The sequence below is a fragment of the Elioraea sp. genome (assembly GCF_022842375.1).
Classification (GTDB): Bacteria; Pseudomonadota; Alphaproteobacteria; order Acetobacterales; family Acetobacteraceae; genus Elioraea_A.
Genome location: NZ_JALHPR010000001.1, coordinates 294814 through 312164 on the forward strand (window position 1 = coordinate 294814; position 17351 = coordinate 312164).

At 68.4% G+C, this 17351-nt stretch carries 15 protein-coding genes; 8 read left to right on the plus strand and 7 right to left on the minus strand.

Translation table 11 applies throughout. From position 1 onward, the window contains the following. Positions 1-5: 5 nt before the first annotated feature. The 3 genes from Q0C38_RS01370 to Q0C38_RS01380 are packed head-to-tail and all read right to left on the minus strand — an operon-like array spanning position 6 to position 3550. Positions 6-785: a DUF1365 domain-containing protein gene (locus tag Q0C38_RS01370; RefSeq protein WP_291295252.1), complete on the minus strand. Its 780-nt coding sequence runs from the start codon at positions 783-785 to the stop codon at positions 6-8. After that, positions 782-2092 (minus strand): NAD(P)/FAD-dependent oxidoreductase, encoded by a 1311-nt coding sequence (locus tag Q0C38_RS01375; protein ID WP_291295253.1) that lies wholly within the window; start codon positions 2090-2092, stop codon positions 782-784. The genes Q0C38_RS01370 and Q0C38_RS01375 overlap by 4 nt, the downstream gene beginning before the upstream one ends. Continuing rightward, positions 2093-3550 carry a deoxyribodipyrimidine photo-lyase gene (locus tag Q0C38_RS01380; protein WP_291295254.1) on the minus strand — a complete coding sequence of 486 codons (1458 nt, stop codon included), beginning with the start codon at positions 3548-3550 and terminating at the stop codon, positions 2093-2095. Positions 3551-3753: 203 nt separating this feature from the next. Here Q0C38_RS01380 and Q0C38_RS01385 point away from each other — a divergent pair, with 203 nt between their 5' ends. Both Q0C38_RS01385 and Q0C38_RS01390 read left to right on the plus strand, forming a co-directional pair. Further along, positions 3754-4386: an FMN-binding negative transcriptional regulator gene (locus Q0C38_RS01385; protein WP_291295255.1), complete on the plus strand. Its 633-nt coding sequence runs from the start codon at positions 3754-3756 to the stop codon at positions 4384-4386. A gap of 182 nt (positions 4387-4568) precedes the next feature. After that, positions 4569-5546, plus strand: coding sequence for an MBL fold metallo-hydrolase (locus tag Q0C38_RS01390; RefSeq protein WP_291295256.1), 978 nt, complete (start codon positions 4569-4571; stop codon positions 5544-5546). A 25-nt stretch (positions 5547-5571) separates the two neighbouring features. Here Q0C38_RS01390 and pdeM read toward each other — a convergent pair whose 3' ends face one another. From pdeM to Q0C38_RS01405, 3 genes are all read right to left on the minus strand, one after another. Then, a complete protein-coding gene (pdeM, locus tag Q0C38_RS01395; protein WP_291295257.1) occupies positions 5572-6261 on the minus strand; it encodes a ligase-associated DNA damage response endonuclease PdeM in 690 nt (229 codons plus the stop codon). After that, positions 6258-8771 (minus strand): ligase-associated DNA damage response DEXH box helicase, encoded by a 2514-nt coding sequence (locus tag Q0C38_RS01400; protein WP_408869998.1) that lies wholly within the window; start codon positions 8769-8771, stop codon positions 6258-6260. The genes pdeM and Q0C38_RS01400 overlap by 4 nt, the downstream gene beginning before the upstream one ends. A gap of 208 nt (positions 8772-8979) precedes the next feature. Further along, a complete protein-coding gene (locus Q0C38_RS01405) occupies positions 8980-10083 on the minus strand; it encodes a B12-binding domain-containing protein (RefSeq protein ID WP_291295259.1) in 1104 nt (367 codons plus the stop codon). 160 nt (positions 10084-10243) lie between these two features. On the opposite strand from Q0C38_RS01405, the gene Q0C38_RS01410 reads away from it, so the two are divergent. From Q0C38_RS01410 to Q0C38_RS01435, 6 genes are all read left to right on the plus strand, one after another. Next, positions 10244-11230, plus strand: a complete 987-nt coding sequence (locus tag Q0C38_RS01410) for an acetamidase/formamidase family protein (RefSeq protein WP_291295260.1) — start codon at positions 10244-10246, stop codon at positions 11228-11230. A gap of 11 nt (positions 11231-11241) precedes the next feature. Continuing rightward, on the plus strand, positions 11242-12003 hold the full coding sequence (locus Q0C38_RS01415; protein WP_291295261.1) for an SDR family NAD(P)-dependent oxidoreductase: 762 nt from the start codon (positions 11242-11244) through the stop codon (positions 12001-12003). A 22-nt stretch (positions 12004-12025) separates the two neighbouring features. Further along, positions 12026-13069 carry a ligase-associated DNA damage response exonuclease gene (locus Q0C38_RS01420; RefSeq protein WP_291295262.1) on the plus strand — a complete coding sequence of 348 codons (1044 nt, stop codon included), beginning with the start codon at positions 12026-12028 and terminating at the stop codon, positions 13067-13069. Further along, positions 13066-14655 (plus strand): cisplatin damage response ATP-dependent DNA ligase, encoded by a 1590-nt coding sequence (locus Q0C38_RS01425; protein WP_291295263.1) that lies wholly within the window; start codon positions 13066-13068, stop codon positions 14653-14655. The genes Q0C38_RS01420 and Q0C38_RS01425 overlap by 4 nt, the downstream gene beginning before the upstream one ends. A gap of 259 nt (positions 14656-14914) precedes the next feature. Further along, entirely contained in the window at positions 14915-15601 is a 687-nt protein-coding gene (locus tag Q0C38_RS01430) for a hypothetical protein (protein WP_291295264.1), read from the plus strand. 55 nt (positions 15602-15656) lie between these two features. Further along, positions 15657-16445, plus strand: a complete 789-nt coding sequence (locus Q0C38_RS01435) for an HpcH/HpaI aldolase/citrate lyase family protein (RefSeq protein ID WP_291295265.1) — start codon at positions 15657-15659, stop codon at positions 16443-16445. A 47-nt stretch (positions 16446-16492) separates the two neighbouring features. Here Q0C38_RS01435 and Q0C38_RS01440 read toward each other — a convergent pair whose 3' ends face one another. Then, positions 16493-17341, minus strand: coding sequence for an amidohydrolase family protein (locus tag Q0C38_RS01440; RefSeq protein WP_291295266.1), 849 nt, complete (start codon positions 17339-17341; stop codon positions 16493-16495). Between the last annotated feature and the right edge of the window lie 10 nt (positions 17342-17351).

A 17351-nucleotide genomic window follows, 5' to 3' on the forward strand; every position in this document is an offset into this window, starting at 1 on the left:
TTCCGTCAGGCTGCTGCCGACACCGGCTTGTCGGGTGGGGCGGGGCGGGAATGGAATGTCGCGCCCTTGCGCCACAGCTTCAGCGCCTGCCAGTGGATGGCGGCGATGGTCTTGGCCGTGACGAAGGGCATGGCGGCGAGGGCTGCGGCAAGCGTGCGGTCGGTCATCGGCACGCCGCGGCCAGCCATGGTGGCGGTGAGCAGTTTCTCCCCCTCGCCATCGGTCTCCTCGATGGCGATGGCCAGCCTGTCGGCGGGGCGAGAGAGGGTGAAGGCGTAATGCGCCGCCATCCCGATGAAGGGCGAGACGTGCATCACCTTGTCGGCCCCGTGCTGCCAGGGCGCGTCGCCGGCAAGGCGCACGAGGTAGCCATGCTGGTCGCCGAAGGTGTTCTTCACCTCGTAGAGCACGGCCCCCGGCGAGCCATCCGCCCTGTCGCAGAAATAGATCGAGATCGGATTGAACACGATTCCTGCGACCCGCGGCATTGCGAGAAGCCGGATGCGCGCACTGCATTCGGCGAGGCCGTGATCGGCCAGCACACGCTCCACCCAGGGGCGGATGGGGGTACCGTCACGCGCGGCATGATCACGTGCACGGAACGACACGATTCCGCGACGTTCCGCGGCGAACAGGCGCGAGCGGGCGGCCACTTCCTCGATGCGGTCGATGTCGAGCAGCAGCGTCCAGATGCGGTATTCGAAACGGTGGTGGAACGGCTGGTGCCGCGCATGCATCACGCGCATGCGGTACAGCAGGGCCGGTTCGTCATCGGTGCCGCTCATGCGGCGAGCTCGGTCGTGCTTGCAGCCTGCCAGGGGGGTGCTACGCCGAAACCACGCGCGACCGCGACGGCGGAGGCGATGCCGTCCTCATGGAACCCATAGCCGGTCCAGGCACCACAGAACCAGGTGTTCCGCACGCCCTGGAGCGCTGGAAGTGCTGTCTGCGCCGCGATCATCGCTGCATCGTAGCAAGGATGGCGGTAGGTTTTCTCGAGCAGCACGCGGCGCGGATCGGGCTCCGCCAGCGGGTTCAGCGTCACGAGCAGCGGCTCGCTCGTGACCAGGTTCTGCAGCCGGTTCATCCAGTAGGTAAGAGCGACCTCGCGGCCATGGTCCGCCCCGTCGCGCGCGAGGTAGTTCCAGGATGACCAAGCGCCGCGCCGCCTCGGCATCAGCGATGCATCGGTGTGCAGCACCATGCGGTTGGCCTGGGTGCGCACGGCGCCGAGCACGCGGCGCTCATCCTCCGACGGATCGGCGAGCAGCCGGAGCGCCTCGTCGCCATGCGTCGCCAGCACCACGGCGTCATGCCGCGACGCGGCCCCATCGGCCAGCGTGACGGTGACACCGCCAGCGTCACGGCTGATGGCAGCGACCGCGACACCCTTGCGCACGCCCGACCCGAGGGTTGCCTCGATGCGCGCGACGTAGCGGCGCGACCCGCCGGTGACGGTGCGCCACTGCGGCCGGTCGGTCAGCCTGAGCAGCCCATGATTGATGAAGAAGCGGATGAAGCTGCGCGCCGGAAAATCCTGCATCGCCGTGACGGAGCCCGACCAGATCGCCGCACCCATCGGCAGGATGTGATCGTCGATGAAGCCCTGGCCGTAGCCGTTGCGCGCAAGATAGTCACCGAGGCTCGGATGGTGGTCGGTGTCGAGCAGGCGCGGCGCCTCGCGGTAGAAGCGGACGATGTCGCGCAGCATCATCAGGAAGCGCGGCCGGGCGATGTTCCGCTTCTGAACGAACAGCTGCGGGAACGATCCGCCGGCATATTCCAGCACGCCGCCGCCGATCGACACGCCGAAGCTCATGTCGGAGTTTTCCGTCTCGACACCGAGATGATCGAACAGCCCCGTCAGGTGGTGGTAGTTCAGCGTGTTGTAGACGATGAAGCCGGTATCGACCGCGACCTCCGCGCCGGCGAGTTGGATCACCTGGGTATCGGCATGCCCGCCGAGCCGTGGTTCGGCCTCGTAGAGCGTCACGTCGGCGCCGGTGCGCAGGAGCCAGGCCGCCGAGAGGCCCGAGATGCCGGCGCCGATGACTGCGACCGAGCGACGCCCGGGGCGCACCATGCCATCCATTCAGGCTGCTCCCTTGTTGGCGGAGATCGTCGCGAGTGCGGCGAGCGCACGGGCGCGCGCCATGCCATGCTCGACGATCGGGGCGGGGTAGGTCCGCCCGAGGGTCACGCCCGCCTCGCGGAGGATCAGGGGCGAGGCTTCCCACGGGCGGTGGATCAGGGCTGCCGGCAGGCGTGCGAGTTCGGGCACGAAGCGGCGCACATAGGCGCCGTCTGGGTCGAACTTCTCGCCCTGCAGCACCGGGTTGAAGATGCGGAAATAGGGCGCGGCATCGGCGCCCGAGCCTGCAACCCACTGCCACGAGGCGCTGTTGGCCGCGAGGTCGGCATCGACCAGCGTGTCCCAGAACCAGGCCTCTCCCTCCTGCCACGGCAACAGCAGGTGCTTGACGAGGAAGGAGGCAGTGATCATCCGCACGCGGTTGTGCATCCAGCCCGTCTGCCAGAGCTGCCGCATGCCGGCATCGACGATCGGATAGCCCGTCATGCCGCGCTGCCAGGCACGCAGCCCGGCGGCATCGTGCCGCCATGGAAAGGCTGTGAAGGCTGGCTTCAGCGCCTCGTCCGGCATCTCGGGGCGATGCCACAGCAGGTGGTGGCTGAACTCGCGCCAGAGCAGTTCCTTCAGGAAGGTCTCCGTCCCGGGCCCGCGCGGCGCGCCGGCAGCCTCGGCCGCGTGCCAGACCGCGGCGGGCGAGATCTCGCCCCAGTGCAGGTGTGGCGACAGGCCCGACGTACCCGCGATGTCGGGTCGGTTGCGGAGATCGTCATAGCCGGCGAGGGCATGGTCGAGGAACGCCTTGAGCCGCGATGCTGCTCCTGCCTCTCCCGGTTGCCAGGTGTTGCGCAGCCCGCCCGCCCAGTCGGGCCGGGTGGGGAGGAGGCCCCATGCGTCCAGCTGGTCGGAGGCGGGGAAACTGGCTGGGGCGGGGACGCGGGCAGGGGCCGGCTTCGGCTGCGCCGGGGATGGGGCGGCGAAGCAGGCGCGACTGAAGGGTGTGTAGACGCCGTAGGGCCCGCCGGTCTTGGTGCGAACTTCCCACGGCTCGAACAGGAGGGCGGTGCGCGCGCCCTCGATCGCCAGGCCATTCCCGGCCAGCGCTGCGGCGACGGCCTTGTCGCGCGCCCGCGCCCAGGGCTCATACATCCGCCCCGCATGCACGGCGGATGCGCCGATCTCGGCGGCGAGTGCCGGGATGATCGATTGCGACGCGCCGCGGCGGAGGATCAGGCGCGAGCCTCGCGCGGCAAGGTCACTGGCAAGCGAGGCGAGGCTGTGGTGAAGCCACCAGCGCGAGGCGCCGCCCGGTGCCCAGGTGTCGGCGGCGGCATCGTCGAGGACGAACACGGGAACGACAGGGCGGCCTGACGCGATCGCGGCCGCGAGGGCCGCGTTGTCGGTCAAGCGCACATCCTGCCTGATCCACCAGATCACCGGTGCCCCGGTGGGCGCTGCCATGCCCCGTTCGCCTCGTCTTCCTGTACCGCGAGGCGACCCTGCCCGGTCTCAGGCCGTGGCGCCCACAACAAAACAATCGATATGGGGGTTCGCACCGCTTTGCCAGCCCGCTGCACGCTCATGCAGTGGCCTGCGATGGTCGCCGCCCAGACTCTCCCGTAAGGCAGTGGACAATGGAGCGGCCCGCGCCGCAAGCTTGATGCATGTATGCCCCCCCTTCATTCCGAATCAGCGAGCGCTCGGCGCTTGAAGGCCTGATCGCCAAGCTTCGCTTCGCCACGCTGGTGGTGAATGGCGCCGAGGGGCCGGTCGCCGCCCACCTGCCCCTCGTGCTTGATGGGGATCAGCTGATCGGCCATCTGGCCCGCGCCAACCCGCTTGCGCGCCTGCTCGCCCCCGGCATGCCTGGGCTGGCGGTGTTCGTCGGGCCTTCGGCGTACGTCTCGCCGTCCTGGTACGCCTCCAAGCGCGAGCACGGAAAGGTCGTGCCGACCTGGAACTACGTCGCCGTCCAGGCCCGCGGCGTGATTGAGCCGGTGACGGAGCCGGGCGCGCTGCACGCCATCGTGACGCAGCTGACGGATGTGCAGGAAGCAGGGCGCGAACATCCGTGGGCGGTCGATGATGCGCCGGCTGATTTCCTGGCGGGCATGATGAAGGCGATCATTGGCTTCCGGCTCACCCTTGCCACGCTCGAGGGTACGGCGAAGCTCAGCCAAAACCGCCCGGCGGCGGATCATGCAGGCGTGCGTGCGGGGATGGAAGCCGAACCAGCGCCCGCAGCCCAGGCGCTTGCTGCGCTGATGGCACGCCAGAGCAGCGCCCGATCCGATTGAACCGGCTTCGGTTCCGTCAGATCGAGTCAAGCTGCTCTACCCATCGATGTTTCCAGAGCACGACTTTCCGATCGATTGATTCCAATCGATCGGACCGTGCTCAAGCGTTCAGTCCTGGGTTTTGTTGGTGGCCTGGGCTTTCGAGGCGGGGGGATCCCGCAGGGATGGAAGGATCCGCCCTGATGAAGATGCAGCAGGTCAGCGACAATTGCTTCGCGGTCCTCAACGAGAAGAACCGCGTCTGCGATGCCAATTCCGGCCTCATCAATCTGGGCGGGGGCGTCGTGATCGACACGCAGTCTGACCTTCCCCACGCGCGCGGGATGATCGCGCTGTTCAGCCGTGTATGGCCTGGCATGCCGAAGCGCGTGATCAACACGCATGAGGACGGCGACCATGTCTGGGGCAACCAGCTCTTCGCGGGTGCGGAAATCATCGCCCACAGTTCAGTCCCCGAACGCATGAAGCGTGTCGCGGATCCCGAGGAGACACGTCACTTGCTGGCGAGCGTCCGGAACCCGCTGACCTGCGAGAAGATCGCGGCAGTCCGCCCAGGCGTCGTGGCGGCCGGGCGACAGTTGGCGGAGGATTATGACCTGACCGGTGTCGAACTCGTACTGCCGACAACGGTATTCGACACGCATCACGACTTGGACCTGAACGGCATGCATGTGCACCTGAGGCATGTTGGACCCTGCCACCAGTGCGGCGACACCATCGTCCACGTGCCGAAGGAGCGGGTGGTCTTTGCCGGCGACGTGCTGTTCCGCCGCTGCACGCCGATGGGCTGGACGGGCAGTTACGCGAAGTGGTTCGCCTGCCTCGACCTGCTCATCGATCTGAAGCCGGACGCCATCGTGCCTGGTCACGGCCCCGTCTGCGGCGTCGAGGGCGTGATCGAGATGAAAGCCTATCTCCAGTACGTCCTTGAGCAATCGCGGCGCTGTTTCGAGGACGGTCTTTCTGTGCTGGATGCTGCCAAGAGGATCGATTTCGGCCCCTATGGCGACTGGAAGGCTCCGGCACGGCTCTACATGAATGTCGAGCGCGCCTACCGGGAATTCCGCGGCGAACCGCCAGACGCCCCATGGGACACGCCGGCGACCTTCGACGCCATCTACGCCCTGGCCAACGCCAAGGGCGTTCCCGTCGAGTTCTAGCCTGGGATCCGGCAGGACGCGTGCCTTACGATCCCACTTCCGCTGCCTGCCGCACCTGCCCGAGCGTGAAGCTGTAGAGCCGCCCACGGCCCTGCAGGAACACGCGCGCGCCGCGGGGGAACAGGCCCGCGATCGCCTGGTCACGCACGTCGAGCCCGCCGGTATAGGCGCCGAAGGCCGGCAGCATCAGCCGCCGCGCATCAGCCACGAAGCAGGGCCGTGAGACGGCCTTGCCCCGCGTCGGCACCCAGGCCTTGGGGTGGTGGTGGCCGCAGATCTCGGGCGTTGCCCCGCCGCCCTCGTGGCGAAAGGCGATCGGCCCCTCAAGCCACTCGGTTGCCACCGCGCCCGGAAACCCAGCGGGCGGGGCCGGGTCGTGGTTGCCAAGCACCCAGATGAGTTCCGCCCCCTCCGCGATTGCGCGCAGCCGATCGGCTTCGGCCGCGGCGAGGCGCGCGGCACCGTGCCGGTCATGGAACGAGTCGCCGAGGGCCACGATCCGCTCCGGCCGGTAGCGGCGGATGAGGGGCACCAGCCGGTCGAGCGTCGCGCGGCTGTCATAGGGTGGCAGCAGCGCCCCGCGCGCGGCGAGCGAGGAGCCCTTCTCGAGATGCAGATCGGCGACCGCCAGAAGCTTGCGCGCGGGCCACCAGAGGACGCCATCTGGGTCGAGCATCAGCCGCTCGCCCGCGATGTGGATCGGGGCTGCCGTCATTCGTCGAGCGAAAGCTCACCCTGGCGTCGCCCCCGGATGGTGCCGAGCGTCGAACGGCCCTGGTTGCCGACTGCGCTGCCACTTGGCCGCGCGCCGCGTCGAAAATTCGCGCGATGAACCGGATGAACGCGCTGCTGTGGTGCCGGAGGAGACTCTGCCTCCCCCATCGCTTCCGCGACCAGCGCCGCCTCCTCGGCCTCGGCGAGCAGCGCCTCCTCCCCTTCGCCGGCACGCACGCTCTCGCGGCCGATCTCGAGCAGAACGGGAACGGCAAGCGGCGAGACGCGCGACAACGCCATGTGCACCACGCGCCCCTTCGCGCGCGCGAGCAGCCCCGCGATGCGCCCGACATCGACGAGGCCGCGCGCCGCATCGGCCCGGGTGGCGCGGAGCAGCACGTGATCGGGCTCATGCTTGCGCAGCACGTCGTAGACAAGGTCGGTGTTGATCGTCACCTGGCGTCGGTTCTTCTCCGCCCCCGGCACGTGCCGGTCGATCAGGCCGGCGATCACCGCCACCGTGCGGAAGGTGCGGCGGAGCATGGAGCTTTCCGCCATCCACTCCTCCAGGTCATCGCCAAGCATGTCCTCGCCGAACAGCTCCGCCACGCGCAGCGGCTGATGAGCCGACCAGACCGCGACGACATAGTCGGTCGCGACGAAGCCGAGCGGGCCGAAGCCCGCGCGCTCCATCCGCCGCGTCAGCAGCATGCCGAGCGTCTGGTGCGCGTTGCGGCCCTCGAAGCAATAGGCGACCAGGAACCACTTGCCACCGCGCGGGAACGTCTCGACCAGAAGATCGTTCCGGCCCGGCAAGCGTGAGCGGGATTTCTGGAGCCGCAGCCACTCGGCGACGTTCTCCGGCAGCTCGTCCCAGCTCTCCGGCCGTTCCAGGATCGCGCGGACGCGATCGGCGAGATAGGTGGTGAGCGGCAGGCGGCCGCCGGCATAGGCCGGCACCTTCGGGTCCTGGCCCTGAGCCGGGCTGCATTCCACCGTGGTCTCGCGCAGCCGGTCGAAGCGCAGCACGCGGCCGGCGAACAGGAACGTGTCGCCGGGGTTCAGCATCGAGACGAAGTATTCCTCGATCTCGCCGAGCTGCATGCCGCCGAAGCCGCGGCCGAGCTTCACCTTCAACAGCGGCGCCTCGACGATCGTGCCGATGTTCATGCGGTGCCGGCGCATCACCGCCTCCGAGGCCGCGTGGTAGCGGCCCTCCGAATCGCGGAACAGCTTGCGGTGCCGCTCATAGGCCGACAGTGCGTAGCCGCCATCGGCGACGTAGCGCAGCACGTCGTCGAAATCCCGCCGCGGCAGCGCGGCGTAGGGCGCCGCACGCGTCACCTCGGCATAGAGATCATCGGCGGTGAAGGGCCCGGCGCAGGCCATGCCGAGGATGTGCTGGGCCAGCACGTCGAGACCGCCTGGCGGCGGCGCATCGCCATCGAGGTCATGCGCCGCGACGCCCTCGACGGCCGCACGGCATTCCAGCACCTCGAACCGGTTGGCCGGAACGAGCACGGCGCGCGATGCCTCGTTCCAGCGATGGTTGGCACGGCCGATGCGCTGCAGCAGGCGCGACACGCCCTTCGGCGCGCCGACCTGGATGACGAGATCGACATTGCCCCAGTCAATCCCAAGGTCGAGCGAGGAGGTGGCGACGACCGCCTTGAGTTTCCCCGCGGCCATCGCGGCTTCCACGCGTTCACGCTGCTCGCGGGCGAGGGAGCCGTGGTGGAGCGCGATGGCCAGCCCGTCGTCGTTCAGCCGCCACAGCGCCTGGAATACGAGCTCTGCCTGCGCGCGGGTGTTGACGAACACGATCGACGTGCCGGCGTCACGCACCAGGCGGTAGATGTCGGGCGTGGCGAGAAGGCCCATGTGGCCGGACCAGGGAAGCGGGCCCTCGGGCAGCACCATGCGCACCGAGGCATCCGCTCCTCCGGGCGCCTCGATCACGGAGACGTCATCGGCATCGGCCCGGCCGCCTGCCGAGAGGAAGGCGATGAGCGGGGCGCGGTGCGGCACGGTGGCGGAAAGGCCGACTCGCCGCGCGGCGGGTGCGATCGTGGCCAGCCGCGCGAGGCAGAGGGCAAGCTGGTCGCCCCGCTTGGTGCCGGCCAGCGCGTGGATCTCATCGACGACGACCGCGGCGAGCCCCTGGAACATGGCTGTGGCGTCGGGCGCCGAGAGCAGCACGGCGAGGCTTTCAGGCGTGGTCAGCAGGATGTGCGGCGGCTTCGCGCGCTGGCGCTTGCGCGCCTCGGCCCCCGTGTCGCCGGTTCGCGTCTCGACCGTGATGGGAAGCCCCATGCCGGCGATCGGGGCGGTGAGGTTGCGCGCGATGTCGGTGGCCAGCGCCTTCAGCGGCGAGATGTAGAGCGTGTGAAGCGCGGCCGATGGTCGTTCGGCAAGATCGGCCAGGGATCCGAGGAAGCCCGCGAGGGTCTTGCCAGCCCCCGTCGGGGCGATCAGGAGGGCCGAGCGGCCAGCCCTTGCTGCCGCGAGCATCGCCAGTTGGTGCGGGTGCGGCGCCCAGCGCCTTGCGGCGAACCAGGCGGCAAGGCCTCGCGGCAGTGCCGGTGGTTCCAGCACTGGCGGGGATGATGAATGCGCGATGGCCACGCCGGGAAACGTATCATCGATGATGTCCGGCCGGCACCTGCCTGCTGACCAGCCAGCGTGGCGCGGAGTTCGGCTGGCCGGCAGCCCGGGCGAATCAAACCCCGGCGGCGGGAAGCCGACGCTCGGTGCCGTGGTCGAGCAGCAGCCTGAGCCCCTCGGCCCGCAGCACTGCCTCGGCGGCATTGCACGCCGAGATGTCAGCGCCGATGCGCTCGGCCAGCTCGGGATGCTGCAGCAGCGCCTGTCCGCCCACCATGACGCCGACATAGGGGTTCACGGATGCCTTGCGGATCTCATCGATCGTGCCGGCCAGCAGCGGCGTACGCTCATCGGCTGCGACCGAAAGCCCGACGATGGCAAACCAGCCGTTCCGCACGGTGGCCGAAATGTCTGCCTGCGCGGCGGCAAGCTCCATCGTCACGTCCCAGCCTGACTGACGGAAAAGGTCGCCAAGGATGGTAAGGCCGAGACTGTGCTGTTCGCCCGAGAGGCTGGCCAGCAGGATCCGGCGTGAGGCGTTGCGCACGGGAATGTTGGCCAGGAACGAGGCCGACAGCCGTTCGAGCAAGAGATGGAGTATGCCGAGACCTGCGGTCACCTCAACGAAACTGCAGCGGTCATCCGTCCACATCTGGCCGAGCTCAGCGGCGGCGTGGCCAAGGGCGTCGAGGCAGATATCGGTGAAGGAGATGCCGCGCGAGACGAGTGCATCGACCGCCGCGATACAGCCCGCGAGGTCGTTGTCGCGTGCGAGCATGGTCAGCCGAGCGCGGTCCTCGGGAGTGATGGGGTTGCCAACCGCGATCGGATCGGGCTGTTCGCCGTCCCTGCCATGGCGCCGCGCCATTTCCGGCACGATGGCTGTCTCGAAAACACTGGTGATCAGGTCGGCCCGATGTCGTCGCGCGGCACCGCGCGACTCGAGCCCGAGATGATGCACCACACCGCGGCGGCGCGGACCGTCCGGCCTCAGCTGGGCCTCATCGTCCTCACCCGCCCGGTACCGAACGATCTCGGCATCACTGGGATTCGCGTCTCGCCGGGTTCGTGTCATGACGTGGCCATTGGACCCTACATCCCTGTTTTGTCGGCGCGGTCGGAGACGCATCGCGGTGCGGTTATCAATCCGCCTTTGATTGAAGAGTGGCTCAGCCTTGACGGAACCGTCAACACGGATTGTGCCGTCCGGACGAGACACCACGCGGGTGGGATCACGGCGCCCAGAAACTGCAACGTTGTCTCGGGATTGACCCTGGACAGGCGCGGCGGGAGGGCGGCTGGCCGGCGCAACCTTGCCGCACTGCGGTGGGCTTGTAATCTCCACCGCCAAAACGGAATCCAACGAGATGGGGTGCGCGATGACCTGGCTCGAACACTCATTCATGGGCCGCAAGGCGGTCGCACGCGGCGTGCGCGGGGCGACACACACGCTGACCGAGGCGCAGCAGGGCGAGTACCGCTATGTCTACGGCCCCTACGCAAAGCCAGTGCTGCACATCCGGCCTGGTGACGTGGTGGAGGTCGAGACGCACGACGCGTTCGAGGGCAAGATCAGGAGTGAGAGCGACAGCCCCACGGCGCTGCTGCGCATGCCGTTCCTGAACCCGCAGAACGGGCCCATCGTGGTCGAGGGCGCTGTGAAGGGCGATGTGCTTGCCGTTTCCATCCTCTCGATCCTGCCGCGCGGGAAGCAGCCCGTCGGCACCACCGCGCTGATCCCGGAATTCGGCGGCCTCGTCGCCACGGCCACCACGGCGATGCTGAACAAGCCGCTGCCCGAGCGCGTGAAGAAGATGGAAGTGACGACCTCCGGCGTGCGGTTCAGCGACCGCATCACGCTGCCCTATGAGCCCTTCATCGGCACGCTTGGCGTCAGCCCCGAGATCGAGGCGGTGAGTTCGCTGCAGCCCGACTACTGGGGCGGCAACATGGACCTGCCGGACATCGCCCCCGGTGCTGTCGCGTACTTCCCGGTGCATCACGTGGGCGCGCTGCTCTATCTCGGCGATTGCCACGCGCGGCAGGGTGATGGCGAGCTCTGCGGCGTGGCGGTCGAGATGCCGGCGCATGTCACGATCCAGGTCGATCTCATCAAGGGATGGTCGATCCCCGGCGTGCGGCTCGAGAATGAGCGCTTCATCATGGCGGTGGGCAGCGCGCGGCCGATGGAGGATGCAGCCCGCATGGCCTATCGCGACCTGATCCGCTGGATGGTGGAGGATTACGGCTTCGAGGAATCGGAGGCCTATTTCCTCTGCACGCAGGCCGGTGCGATGCGCGTCGGCAACATGGTCGATCCCAAGTACACGCTCGGCGCCTCGATGCTCAAAGCCTACCTCGTTTAGGAGACACACCGATGGATCTCGGCCTCAAGGGATTGCGCGCGATCGTCACCGGCGGCTCGAAGGGAATCGGCCGTCGCTGCGCCGAGCTGTTCGCCGCGGAAGGCGCCCATGTCTCGATCTGCGCCCGCACCAAGGGCGAGGTGGAGGAGACGGTCGCCGCACTTGGCGCCAAGGGTGTCACAGCGTTCGGCCAGGCTGTGGATGTCGCCGACAAGGCGGCGCTCGAAGCCTGGGTGGCTGCGTCCGCCGCCGCGCTGGGCGGCATCGACATGGTGGTGGCGAACGTCTCCGCGCTCGCCGTCGCCGATGACGAGGAGGCGTGGCGCAAGGGTTTCGATACCGACATGATGCACACGGTGCGCGTGGTCAACGCCGCGATGCCGCACCTCGAAACATCGAAGGCCGCCTCGATCACCGTGATCTCGTCGGTGTCGGGCCGCGAGATCGATTTCACCGGCCCTGCCTATGGCGCGTTCAAGGCGGCCCTCGTGCACTACGCGCAGGGCTTGGCGTACCGCCTTGCCGGCAAGGGCATCCGCGCCAACGCGGTGTCGCCCGGCAACACCTATTTCGACGGCGGCATCTGGCAGTGGATCGAGAACAACAACGCTGGCCTGTTCAAGGAGGCGCTGGCGCTGAACCCGACGGGCCGGATGGCCAGGCCTGAGGAGATCGCCCGCGGCGTCGTCTTCCTCGCCAGCCCCGCATCCTCTTTCACAACCGGTACCAACCTCGTGATCGATGGGGCACTGACGAAGGGCGTCCAGCTCTGAGGGTGGCCGGCGGGGGCACGCCATGCCGCCGCATCCCGACACCTGGCTGAAGGTGACCGAGGCCGGGCTCTGGTGCGAGCCCGGCCAATTCTTCATCGACCCCCTGCGCGCGGTCGACCGTGCCGTGATCACGCACGGCCACAGCGACCATGCGCGGCCCGGCCACCGCGCGGTGCTGGCCACCGCCGAGACGCTTGCCATCATGACGCGGCGCCTCGGCGAGGGGAGGGCGGGGGAGAGCCAGCAGGCGCTGGCCTACGGCCAGACCATCGTGGCGAACGGCGTTGCCGTCACGCTTCGCCCCGCGGGCCACGTGCTTGGCTCTGCGCAGGTCGTGCTCGACTGGCACGGGTCGCGCGCCGTGATCAGTGGCGACTACAAGACGCGGCGCGACCCGACCTGCGCGGCGTTCGAGCCGGTGCGCTGTGACGTGTTCGTGACGGAAGCGACGTTTGGCCTGCCGGTGTTCCGTCATCCGCCGGCGGATGGCGAGATCGCGCGGCTGCTCGCGTCGCTCCGCGTGTTCCCCGACCGCACGCATATCATCGGCGCCTACGCGCTCGGCAAGACGCAGCGTGTGATCGCGCTGCTCCGCGAGGCCGGCTACGACGCGCCGATCTTCGTCCATGGCGCGCTGGCGCCGATGAACGACATCTATGCGTCGTTCGGCATCACGCTCGGTGACCTCAGGCCAGCGACGGTGGCCAACCGCGAGGCGCTGAAGGGCGCGGTCGTCATCGCCCCGCCAGGCGCGATCCAGGACCGCTGGGCACGGCGGCTGTCCGACCCCGTCGTCGCGCTCGCCTCGGGCTGGATGCGGGTGCGGCAGCGCGCGAAGAGCCGTGGCGTGGAACTCCCGCTGGTGATCTCCGACCATGCGGATTGGGATGAGCTGAACGCCACGCTCGATGCCGTCGGCGCCCCCGAGGTGTGGGTGACGCATGGCGCGGAGGAGGCGCTGATCCACGCGGCGGGCCTGCGCGGCATCAGGGGCCGCGCCCTGTCGCTCATCGGACGTGGTGACGAGGACGAGGGCGTCGCCGAACCCGCCGAAGGCGCTTCATGAAATCTTTCGCGGAGCTGCTCGAGCGCCTCGTGCTCACGCCGTCGCGCACGACGAAGCTCGCGCTGATCAAGGACTGGATCGCGACGGAGCCTGACCCCGATCGCGGCATCGGCCTTGCGGCGCTGACGGGCGAGCTCTCGTTCGATGCCGCCAAGGCAGGGCTGATCCGCGCGCTGGCGGCGGAACGAACCGATCCCGTGCTGTTCGCCCTCTCCTACGATTTCGTCGGCGACCTGGCCGAAACGGTCTCGCTCATGTGGCCCCAAAAACAGTCGGTACGGGAAGGCGTGAACGAGGCAGCACCCACGCTTGCGACCGTGGCAGAGACGCTGGCGACGGCGCGCAAGGTCGATCTTCCCAGCATCGTCGCAGGCTGGCTCGACACACTCGATCCGTCCTCGCGCTTCGCGTTGCTGAAGCTCATCACGGGCGGCATGCGGGTTGGCGTCTCGGCGCGGCTGGTGAAGGTGGCGCTGGCGGAACGATACGATATCGACGTGGCGGAGATCGAGGAGGCGTGGCCAGCCGTCGCCCCGCCCTATCGCGCGCTGTTCCTCTGGCTCGGCGGGAAGGGACCGCAGCCCCGCAGCGCCGATGCGCCAGTGTTCCGCCCGCCCATGCTCGCCAACCCGCTGGACGAGGCGGAGCTTGCCACCCTCGACCCCGCCGCCTTCCGGGCGGAGTGGAAGTGGGACGGCATCCGCGTGCAGTGCGTTGCCACGCTCGCCGGCGCCAAGCTCTGGTCCCGCGGCGGTGAGGACATCAGCGGGGCGTTTCCCGAGATCGTCACGGCGATGACTGGCCTCGCCGCCGTGCTCGATGGCGAACTGCTTGTGCTGCGCGAGGGTGTCGTCGCGCCGTTTTCCGAGCTGCAGCGGCGGCTGAACCGCAAGACGCCGGGGCCGAAGCTGCTGCGTGACCATCCCGCCCATGTGCGTCTCTACGACATGCTGTTCGAGGCGGGGGAAGACATCCGCGCGCTTCCGTTCGATGCGCGGCAGCAACGGCTCGCGGCATGGCTCGCCCGCTTCACGCCACAGCGGATGGACCTGTCGCCGCTCGTTCCCTTCGCGACCTGGGAGGAACTCACCGCCATCCGCGCCGGGGCGCGCGAGGCGGGCATCGAGGGGCTGATGCTGAAGCGGGCCGACAGCCCCTATCTCGCGGGAAGGCCCAAGGGGCCGTGGTTTAAATGGAAGCGCGATCCACTCACCCTCGACGCGGTGCTGATGTACGCCCAGCGCGGCCACGGCAAGCGCTCGTCATTCTATAGCGACTATACCTTCGGCGTCTGGCGCGGCGATGAGCTCGTCCCCGTCGGCAAGGCCTATTCCGGCTTCACCGACCAGGAACTTGTCTGGCTCGATCGTTGGATCCGCAACAACACGACGGGTCGTTTCGGCCCGGTGCGCGAGGTCGAGAAGGCGCTGGTGCTTGAGGTTGCGTTCGATGCAGCCCAGCTCTCTTCACGCCACCGTTCCGGCGTGGCACTGCGCTTTCCCCGCATTGCGCGCATCCGCACCGACAAGCCGTCGGTGGAGGCTGACAGCATTGAGGCGGTGATGGCGCTGATCCAACGCGCATAGGTTCAATGGGGCTCATCGCCGGCAGGGGCATGTACGCAGGCGCTTGTCCTAGGTCAACGGATGGACGCGACCCGTCTGTTATACAACAGCAAATGCTGCTCGGACGCTTCGGGGCATTTTCCGCGGATGGGCCTGGGAGGGGACCTTATTGGCTTGGAGCGTTGGGCGCCGCCCCTGCGGAACAACTGCGACACTCGTGTGTGCTGCCCTTGTCGCGGCGAGCGGGGCGGGGGCCCATGTACCGCGGAGCCCTTCGGTCATGATCGACGGAACCGTCATGGAGGCGATCCCGCGTGCGCCGGGCACCAATCCACTGCGGTTGCAGGCCGGTCGCAGTGCCGCTTCTGCTGGCGCTGCGCCGCGGAATGACCCGCGTGCGCCCATAACCACTCAACATGACTCTGGGGCAGGCCGCCGCGCAGCCATGACGATGTTCACCGGTGTGTCGATCGATGATGTTCCGTTCAGCGAAACCGTACTCCAACCATGGAATGGCACCTGGGGGTCTGACACGCTCGTCGGCCTCGCGGGATCCTACGAGATCGCGCGGTTCTGGCGATGGTTCACGCTCGAGCCGGAACTGGGCATTGCCGGGCGTCTCGGTGAGACAAACAGCGTCGAACTCTGGGGCGCCTTCTATGTCAGGTTCGACGGATTTCCGTGGCGCGAGAGGCTCCGCACCACCGTCGCGCTCAGCACGGGGCTGAACTGGATCTCGAGCCTGCCCGAGGCTGAGGCCGGAACGCCGGCGCAGCCCGAGCAGAACACGTCGAGCGTGCTCCATTATTTTTCGCCCGAGATCTCGTTCTCGTTGCCACAGTACGAGCAATACGCGGTCGTCCTCCGCTACCACCACCGCAGCGGCGTCTTCGGTGCGATCAACGGCGTCGAGGACGGCTCGAACATCATCAGCCTCGGGTTGCGCTATCGCCTGCCGTCGCGTTGACGTGGGGCCACGCGCGTGGCTTCGTTCGCCCGCAACCAGGGAAGGACACGCGCCGATGAGCATCATTGCCAACCACGCCAAGGACCGCATGAAGGCAGGCGGACTCGCGCTGGGCTTGGGCGTGCATCACCTGCGGACATCAGCGACCGGCATGCTCGGCGAGGCGGCTGGGTTCGACTGGCTGTTCATCGACGCCGAGCACGGCGCCTTCAGCGAGGACCAGGCGACGCAGATCGCGCTTGCCGCGCTGCCGACCGGTTGCACCCCGATCATCCGTGTCTGCAAGGGAGCGCTCGACCAGGCGCCGCGCGTGCTCGACAACGGCGCGATGGGCGTGGTGATCCCCCACATCGATACCGCCGAGGAGGCGCGCGAAGTCGTTGCCGCCTGCAAGTACCCCCCGGTCGGTCACCGCAGCCTCGGCGGCCCGCCGGCGCAGGCGCGCTTCGCCGCGATGCCCGCCGGCGAGCTGATGGCGACGCTGAACGACCAGCTGCTGACGATCGTGATGATCGAGACGCCGCTCGCGGTCGAGAACGCGGCGTCGATCGCTGCCGTCCCTGGCGTCGACGTGCTGCTGATCGGTACCTCCGACCTCACGGCCGAGATGGGCATCCCGGGCCAGCTCGGCCATCCGAGGGTGAAGGCAGCCTACGAGGCGGTGATCGCGGGCTGCCGTGCGCACGGCAAGTTCCCCGGCATGGGCGGCGTGTATGACGAGGAGAACGCGCGCGCCTATGTCGCGATGGGCATGCAGTTCATCCTGTCGGGCAGCGACCATGGCCTGCTGATGCCGGCGCTGAAGTCGCGCACCGGCTTCCTGCGCGGCCTGAACAAGGCCTGAACGGTGGTGGAACGAGGCGGCGCCGGAATGGTGCCGCCTCGGATCCGTCAATCCGCGAAGTAGAGGCGCGTGGGGTTGTCGCGGAGGATCATGTCGCGGATCTTCCCGTCCGGCACCCAGTCGAGCAGCAGGTCGAGTTCCTTCGCATCGTCGGGCTTCGGTTGCATCTTCGGGTGCGGCCAGTTGGCACCGTAGAGCAGCCTGTCGGGCCGCGCCTCGACCAGCGCGCGCACGCGCTGCTCGACGTCCTGGTACGGAAAGCCGGTGGCGGATGCGTAGTAGAAGCCCGAGAGCTTCACGTAGACATGCCCCTTCTCGATCAGCCGCAGCAGGGCCTGGAACTGCGGGTGCGTCGCCGCCGCCATGGCACCCGGCCCGGGCGGAACACGACCGAGATGGTCGATCACCACGGGGCAGGGAAGGCCGGTGACGGCTTCCTCCCACGCGGGAAACGTCAGGCCGTTGGGGTCCTGCATGATGATGTGCCAGCCCAAGGGCGCGACGCGGGCTGCCATCGGCTTCACGTCCGCCATCGTGAGGAAGGGTGAGCCGAAGAAGAACCTCAAGCCGCGTGCCCCTTGCACATGCAGCGCGCGGAAGCCGGCCTCGGTCTCGTCAGGCTTCGTGACCACCACCGCACGGGCACGGTCGAGCCCGATCTTCGCCACCGCCTCGAGGGTGCAGGTGTTGTCGGTGCCGTAGGCGCCGGCCTGGACGATGGCGGTGCGGTCGAAGCCGAGCCGGTCGAGCATCGCCTGGAAGGCCCGCCAGTCATGCGGCGCCTCGCCGAGCTCGGGCATCACGTAGGGGAAGCGGGCGGGATCATAGATGTGGCTATGGCACTCGACCGACCCGGGGGGGCAGACGAGCGTCGGGCGTGTGTGCGGATCGGTCATGGCTGGCGTT